At 73.6% G+C, this 7,407-nt stretch carries 7 protein-coding genes; 5 read left to right on the forward strand and 2 right to left on the reverse strand.

Going from position 1 to position 7,407, the window contains the following annotated elements:
• Window positions 1-28: 28 nt before the first annotated feature.
• Window positions 29-1,552, forward strand: a complete 1,524-nt coding sequence (locus tag OTB16_RS37850) for a hypothetical protein (RefSeq protein WP_267727269.1) — start codon at window positions 29-31, stop codon at window positions 1,550-1,552.
• A 44-nt stretch (window positions 1,553-1,596) separates the two neighbouring features.
• On the opposite strand, the gene OTB16_RS37855 is transcribed toward OTB16_RS37850, so the two are convergent.
• Window positions 1,597-2,880, reverse strand: a complete 1,284-nt coding sequence (locus OTB16_RS37855) for an ABC transporter substrate-binding protein (RefSeq protein WP_267727270.1) — start codon at window positions 2,878-2,880, stop codon at window positions 1,597-1,599.
• Window positions 2,881-3,087: 207 nt separating this feature from the next.
• On the opposite strand from OTB16_RS37855, the gene OTB16_RS37860 reads away from it, so the two are divergent.
• Together OTB16_RS37860 and purU are read left to right on the forward strand one after the other, a co-directional pair.
• Window positions 3,088-3,534 (forward strand): SCO4402 family protein, encoded by a 447-nt coding sequence (locus tag OTB16_RS37860; protein ID WP_267727279.1) that lies wholly within the window; start codon window positions 3,088-3,090, stop codon window positions 3,532-3,534.
• A 14-nt stretch (window positions 3,535-3,548) separates the two neighbouring features.
• Window positions 3,549-4,433, forward strand: a complete 885-nt coding sequence (gene purU / locus OTB16_RS37865; RefSeq protein WP_267727272.1) for a formyltetrahydrofolate deformylase — start codon at window positions 3,549-3,551, stop codon at window positions 4,431-4,433.
• 128 nt (window positions 4,434-4,561) lie between these two features.
• Here purU and OTB16_RS37870 read toward each other — a convergent pair whose 3' ends face one another.
• Complete coding sequence (locus OTB16_RS37870) at window positions 4,562-5,080, reverse strand: EF-hand domain-containing protein (protein ID WP_267727273.1); 519 nt, start codon at window positions 5,078-5,080, stop codon at window positions 4,562-4,564.
• A gap of 301 nt (window positions 5,081-5,381) precedes the next feature.
• On the opposite strand from OTB16_RS37870, the gene OTB16_RS37875 reads away from it, so the two are divergent.
• Both OTB16_RS37875 and OTB16_RS37880 read left to right on the forward strand, forming a co-directional pair.
• Window positions 5,382-5,960, forward strand: a complete 579-nt coding sequence (locus tag OTB16_RS37875) for a sigma factor (protein ID WP_267727275.1) — start codon at window positions 5,382-5,384, stop codon at window positions 5,958-5,960.
• Window positions 5,957-7,345 (forward strand): zf-HC2 domain-containing protein, encoded by a 1,389-nt coding sequence (locus tag OTB16_RS37880; RefSeq protein WP_267727276.1) that lies wholly within the window; start codon window positions 5,957-5,959, stop codon window positions 7,343-7,345. Before OTB16_RS37875 ends, OTB16_RS37880 begins: the two co-directional genes overlap by 4 nt.
• Window positions 7,346-7,407 lie beyond the last annotated feature (62 nt).

The following is a 7,407-nucleotide window of genomic DNA, read 5'->3' on the forward strand; positions in this document are numbered from 1 at the left end:
GTTCGGGCGAGTCGGAGAAGGAGTCCCGGTGACGGAGAACGGACGAGGGGGCGCCCCCCAGCCGGGTGCCCCGTGGGGTCCGGACCCCGCCCACCCGGCGCGGCCGGACGGCACCGAGGGCTACCCGCAGCAAGGGCAGACCGCCCCACCCGGGCAGCAGCCCCCGTACGGCCCCCCGCACCCGGAGCAGCCCCCGTACGGCCCCCCGCACCCGGAGCAGCCCCCGTACGGCCCCCCACAGCCGGGGCAGTCGGCGTACGGAACCCCGCAGCCGGGGCAGTCGGCGTACGGAACCCCGCAGCCGGGGCAGCCCCCGTACGGAACCCCGCAGGCGAGCGAGCCCGCGTACGGCCCCCCGCAGCCGGGGCAGCCCGCGTACGGCTATCCGCAGCCCGGGCAGGATCCGCACGGCCATCCGGCGCCCGGGTACGGCTACCCGCAGCCGGGGCCGGCCGGGGCCGGGCACGTGGTGGGCCCCGGGTACGAGGGCCCGGGGGATCCGCACGGCTACGGCTACCCGCCGCTGCCCGAGGCGGTGACCCAGTACATCCCGCCCGTGCCGGCGGGTCCGGGGGACGACGCGACGCAGTACATCCCGCCGGTGCCGGCGGGGCCCGCGCCCGGTGAGGCGGCGACGCAGTACATCGCCCCCGTGCCCGCCGCGGAGTTCGACGGGCTGTTCCGCGGGAGCGACGACTCCGCGGGGCACACGCAGCAACTGCCGCCGGTGCGGGAGCCGGTGCGGGAGCCGGTGCGGCGGCAGCAGCCGCCGCGCCCGTACCCGCCGCGCGGGCAGGGCCCCGTACCGCACCCGCAGCAACCGCACCCGCAGCAACCGCACCCCCAGCTACCCCACCCGCAGCAACCCCACCACCCGCAGCAGCAGTTCGCCGCAGCTCCGCCCCCGCCGCCGGAGGCCCCCCGCAAGGTCTCGCCGGGGGTCATCGCCGCGGTCGTCATCGGCCTGGCCGTCGTCGGCCTCGGCGTCGGCTCGCTACTCGGCGACGGCAAGCCGAAGAACAACGACCCCGGCGCGATCCCGGCCGCGCCGAGCGCCGCGGGCGGCTCCGCCCCGGCCGGAGAGCCCCGGGTGGACCCGGGCAGCCCGCAGGCCGTCCAGCTGGACAAGCTCCTCGCGGACAGCAGCGACAGCCGGGAAGCGGTGATCAAGGCCGTCGAGGACATCAAGGTCTGCAACAACCTGGACCAGGCGGCCGCCGACCTGCGCGACGCGGCCCGCCAGCGCGAGGAGCTCGTCACGCGCCTCAAGGAGCTGAAGGTCGACCAGCTCCCGGAGCACGTGAAGCTGAGCGCCGCCCTCACCAAGGCCTGGCAGTCGTCGGCGGCCGCCGACAACAGCTACGCGGCCTGGGCGCAGGACGTGGGCGGCGACAAGGGCTGCAAGGACGGCAAGGCCAAGTCGACCGACAACGCCGCCGCCGGCAACAAGGCGAGCGGCGACGCGACGCGGTCCAAGGAGCAGGCCGCGACCCTGTGGAACACGATCGCGGCCAAGTACTCCCTCACGAAGCGCGACAGGTCGCAGCTCTGAGACCCGGTCCGGGTTCAGGGGCGGCGATCCACCCCTGAACCCCGTCAGGCCGCCCGGGGCGCCTGTTCCAGGGTCGGGGTCATGTCCATCGACTGCTCGCCCTGCTGGGCGACGAGCCGGCCGGCCTGGACGACCTGGAAGCTGACCCGGCCGTTGACGATGCGGGGGAAGCCGCCGACCGCGCGCATGTCCTGGTAGCGCCAGCTCAGGTCCGGGGTCAGGCCGCCGGTCGCGACGGCCTGTGACTGGTTCAGCGCGCGAGCGAGCTTGCGGGCGGTGACGTCCTCGTCGCTCTTGAAGCGGTTCACGATCTCGTTCAGCACGGTGTACGCGATCCAGGTGGTCTGCGCCCCGCTGTCGGCGGCGTCGAGGCCGTCCTGGCCGACGGCGTGCTCGGAGATCACCTTGCGCATCGGATCCCACAGGGGATCGGTGGACACCGGGTACCAGCTGGTCAGGTACGCGCCCTCGAAGGGGCTCTCCCGGCCGCCGGTGCGGTCCACCAGCGACTGGCTGAGGCTGCCCAGCACCGAGGAGATCTGCGGGTTCTTCTTCTGGGCGTCGGCCCGGCGGAAGGCGTCGAAGAAGGTCTCCGTCCGCTCGCCGAGCACCGCCGTCACACAGCCCCGCTCCTTGCCGCCGCTGGTGGTGGACAGGGCCTCGCGGGCCTGCGGGGCGAAGTCCGCCGAGTCCTCGGCGGCCCGGATGTCCGAGGCGTCGCCCATCTTGTTGGCGCGCAGCCCGGCGTTGAGCAGGACGGGCAGGGAGTCGCCCGCGAGGGTGTCGGGACGGACCAGCGCGACCTGGCCGCAGGCGCGGCCGAGCTGGTGGCCGGCGCCGGCGAGGAGGACGGGCTGACCGCCGTTGACGGGGTAGGACAGGGTGGACTGGAACTCCTCGGAGGAGACCCCGTACCCGCCGAGGAAGGGGATGCCCTCGGCCTCCAGCGGGGCCATGAAGGCGCGCCCGTGCTGGCTGTAGGAGCCGACGACGGCGACGGCCTTCTCGGAGATGGCCTTGCGGGCGCAGTCGGCGGCGCCGGTGGGCGTGTTCTTCTCGTTGCAGGTCAGAACCCGCAGGCGGCGGCCGTTGACGCCGCCCTTGGAGTTCACCCAGCGCTCGTACGCCCGGGCCATGGCGGGCATGCCGGACATGTTGGTCGCGGCGGTCCCTTCGGGGGCGAAGGTCATGACGGTGAGGGTGTCCCCGGGGGCTCCGGAGCCGGCGGAACCCCCGGGTATCACCCCGCACCCGGCGACGAGACACGCGCCCATCGCTGCGGCGAGGAGGGTGCGGGAGAGGGTTGCTGCGCGGTGCCAGTCGGTCATGTCCATGCACCATTCCGCTCCCCGGGGAACTGAAGTGTGAGGTGTACACAACATTCGGTGACGTCCCGGTGAATTGCCGGGGAAGGTGCGGGTCCCCCGGTGCCGCAGGCGCCTCAAGATCGCGCCGGACAGGAACGTACGATCGAAAGCGTGACATTCGCCCAAGGTTCGAAGAACTCTTCCCGCCGCGGCGGCCGCTCCTCCACCATGGGCGGCATGCCCCTCAACGACATGCCGTGGTGGCGCTGGCGCAGCAACGTGCGCTCGGCGCTGCACATGCTCTCCGACCCCGTCTTCCACGAAGAGGTCTGGCTCGCCGGCACCGAAGGGTACGGGGACATCACCGACGCCGTGTACCGGCTCGTGGAGGACACCTGGCTCGACAGCTGGTCGGCCGAGAAGTACGTCGGCACGATCCTGCGGGACTCGCAGGAGGCGGCCGTGGTCGACCTCGCCGTGCTGCGGGTGCTGCGGATCATGCACCAGGTCGGTTCCGACGCACCCGTCTCCGCCTACCTGGAGCACCACGCGTGGCCCGAGGCGGTGCGCGCCGCGCGCGAGGCGCACGTACGGCTGGCCACGGCGGACGGGGACGACCCCGACGAGCGGCCGCGGTCGCTGGAGCTGCTGAGGATCCTGACCCGCACGGTGTGAAAGGCTGTCGGGTCATGAGCGACCCGCAGCCCGAGGCCCCGGCCCAGCCCCTCCAGCAGTACGTCCTGACCGTGTCCTGCCCCGACAAGCAGGGCATCGTGCACGCCGTGTCGAGCTACCTCTTCATGACCGGCTGCAACATCGTGGACAGCCAGCAGTTCGGAGACCGGGGGACCGGGCTCTTCTTCATGCGGGTGCACTTCGAGGCCGAGCCCGCGGTGACCGTGGACAAACTGCGCGCCAGCTTCGCCGCGATCGGGGACTCCTTCCGGATGGACTGGCAGATCCACCGCTCCGACGAGCGCATGCGGATCGTGCTGATGGTGTCGAAGTTCGGCCACTGCCTGAACGACCTGCTGTTCCGCTCGAGCATCGGCGCCCTGCCGGTGGAGATCGCGGCCGTGGTCTCCAACCACACCGACTTCGCGGAACTGGTCGGCTCGTACGACCTGCCGTTCGTGCACATCCCGGTGACGAAGGACACGAAGGCGGCCGCCGAGGCGGAGCTGCTGGAACTGGTGCGGACGGAGAACGTCGAGCTGGTGGTGCTGGCCCGCTACATGCAGGTGCTGTCGGACACGCTGTGCAAGGAGCTGAGCGGGCGGATCATCAACATCCACCACTCGTTCCTGCCGAGCTTCAAGGGCGCGAAGCCGTACCACCAGGCGCACGCGCGCGGGGTGAAGCTGATCGGCGCGACCGCCCACTACGTCACCGCCGACCTGGACGAGGGCCCGATCATCGAGCAGGAGGTCGAGCGGGTGGGGCACGAGGTGACCCCCGACCAGCTGGTCGCGATCGGGCGGGACGTGGAGTGCCAGGCGCTGGCGCGCGCGGTGAAGTGGCACAGCGAGCACCGGGTGCTGCTGAACGGCGCGCGCACAGTGGTCTTCGCCTAGCGGCTGCCGCTGCCGCCGCTGTTCCCGGTGGGGCCGCCGGGGTCGCTGCCGTGCGGGCTGCCCCCGGGCAGGGGGAGGGGCGGGGCCGCGGGGCCCCGCCGTCGACCTCCCGGCCCGCGCCGCGGGCGTCAGGCGTCCGGGGCCTCCACGCCGCAGTACGACGCGAAGGCCGCCAGGATCTCGTCCTCCGAGATGCGGCCGTCGCCGTCGGTGTCCAGGGCCGCCGCCACCTGCGCGGCCTGCTCCGGAGGCGTGCCGAGCACGGTCAGCACCCGCGCCGTCGCCGGCGGCGTCGCCCCGGCGCCCTCCGTCTCCGCGACCGCGATCACGGCCCGCAGGAACGGCCGCGCGATCTCCGCGAACCGCTGGGGGCTGTCCCGCAGGCGCTTCGCCGCGCCGGTGATGAACTCCTCGCGGGACACCCGCTGGTCACCGTCGACGTCCGCGATGCCCGCCATGCCCTGCCAGAAGGCCTCGGCGCCGGCGAAGACGGCCTGGCCCTTGTCGGAGCGTGCGGTGGTACCGAATTCGGTCAGTACGGCCTTCGCGGCCGAGCTGAAGTCCTCCCGGTCGATATAGCCGGACCCGTCCTGGTCGAAGGTGGCGAATCGGGCGGCGATCTTGCGCTCGTATTCTGCGCTGTCCATGTTCGGCGTTCCGCCTTCACGTGTGCGGTGGGGTTCAGATCAAGACAATGCAGGAGCGTACGGCCTACGTGGCCTGCGCGTTAAGCGAAGCGGTCAAGGAGGTGGCGACATCGAACCCGCGCACGGGGAGCGCGACGGGGCGCGTACACCTGTACCCATGTGCCCATGCTCGTACCAGCGTTCCCGCCGTGCCGCGCCTTTATCACGCACAGCGCATTTTCGAGGCGGGCTTCCCCCAAAACAGGCGCACAACGCCATGTGCCCACTACATTCGATGCGTCGACACACGGCTGGGGGCACTATGCCGAAGGACGTACCACCGCGCTGGGACCGCCGCATGCAGCAGCGCCTCGCCCGCGGTGAGGCCGCCGCGCTCGGGGAGCTGTACGACCGCTTCGCCTCCCTCGTGCACAGCCTGGCGCACCGGGTGCTGGGCGACGAGAAGGCCGCGGACCGGATCACCCGCGAGGTCTTCGGCTACATCTGGGAGAACCCGGACGCCTACGACCCCAAGGAGGGCTCCATGCGGTCCTGGGTCGCCGGGATCGCCCAGAGCCAGGCCGTGGCCCGGCTCCGCCAGGCCGAACGGGGCCGGGGCTCGCACGAGGAACTGGAGCAGAAGGTGCGCAGTGCCAGCGCCGCGGCCCGCGCCGACTTCATCGTCACCTCCATGCCCGCGCCGCTGCGCGCCGCGCTGGAACTCGCGTACTTCAAGCGGCGCGACTACCGGCAGGCCGCCGCCGACCTCCGGATCAGCGAGGACGAGGCGCGCCGCCGGCTGCGGCTGGGGCTGCAGCTGCTGTCGACCGCCAACACCCTCCCGCTGGAGGACACCACCCCTCCCGGATACGGCCCCCGCAGCTATGGAACCCGTCGATGACCGGCCCCGCCGAGCGTCCCGACGACGGGTACGAGCGGCCGGCGGGCCCCGCCCGGATACCGGGTCCGCGCGGCCCCGCCGACGACCTGGACCCGCGGTGCGCGCCGGTGCCGGGGGAGCCGGCGGCGGCGGAGCCGGCCGCTTCGCCCGTGCTGCCGGAGCTGCCGGAGCCGGCCGCGCCGCCGGAGCCGCCCGCGCCGCCCGATTCGGCCGCGCCGCCCGTGCCGCCCGCGCCGCCCGAGCTGCCGTCTGCGGGGCCGCGGTGTGAGCCGGGGTACGTCCGGCCCTCGCACGCCGTGCTGAAGTCCCTGCTCGGGGCGTGGGCGCTGGCCGCGTGCTCCGCGGAGGAGACGCACGCGGTGGAGGAGCACCTCACCGAGTGCGCGCCGTGCGCGGAGGAGGCGCTGCGACTGCGCGACGCGGTGGGCCTGCTGCACCCGGAGGAGACCCTCGACCTCAAGCCGCTGCTGCGGTCGCGGGTGCTGGAGGACTGCCTCGGCAAGCGGCCCGCGCGCATACCGGTGCCGGTGTGGGCGAGCCCGTACGACACCGAGACGGCGCGGCTCGACGCGCTGCTCCAGGACTTCGGGGACTCGGAGTGGCACACCCCGGTACGGCTCAAGTGGTTCGAGGACGAGGAGCGCCGCTCGCAGCGGACCACGGTGGCGGGGGTGATCGGTCACCTGATGACGGTGGACGGCCTGATCGCGACGGCCCTGGGCCTGGACGACCCGCTGGGTCCGGACGCGCCGCGGGGCGCCGACCCGGCCGCGCGGACGGAGTTCTTCTGGGACGCGCCGGGGCACCCGACCACCCGGAAGGTCCGCGACCCGTGGCGGGAACAGGGGCACACCCTGGTCCGTACGGTGTCCTTCGCCGGCGGGGGCGTGGCCGAACTGGCCGTCGACTACGGGGCTTTCGCGCTGCCGCTCGGGGACGCGTTCCTGGAGCGGGCCTTCGAGTGCTGGGTCCACGCGTGGGACATCGCGGAGGCGGTGGACTACCCGTACGGGGCGCCGTCCGGGCCGCACCTGCACCGCATGATCGACCTGGCGGCCCGGCTGCTGCCGGGGGCGCTGGCGCAGCGCCGCAGGGCCGGTCTGGCCGGGCCGGCGCGCGGCCTGGTCGAGGCGGGGGCGCCGGGGCGGACGCTGCACCTGCAGATCGAGGGCGCGGGCGGTGGCGGCTGGGACATCGCGCTGGACTCGCCGGCCGCGAAGCCGTCGGCGGAGCGGAGGGTGGCGGAGATCGCGCTGGACGGGGTCGAGTTCTGTCAGTTGGCCGCGGGCCATATCTCGCCGGAGGAGGCGGCCGCGGGGCAGCACGGTGACCGGGAGGCGATCCGGGACGTGCTGTTTGCGGCGGCGTCGTTGAGCCGGCTGTAGCGTCCCGGCGGGGTGGCGGGGCTGCCGGGGGCCCGGTGCGGGTGCCTGGCGGCGCTGGGGGC

It is taken from the genome of Streptomyces antarcticus (assembly GCF_026627255.1).
In the GTDB taxonomy this organism is placed as follows: domain Bacteria; phylum Actinomycetota; class Actinomycetes; order Streptomycetales; family Streptomycetaceae; genus Streptomyces; species Streptomyces antarcticus.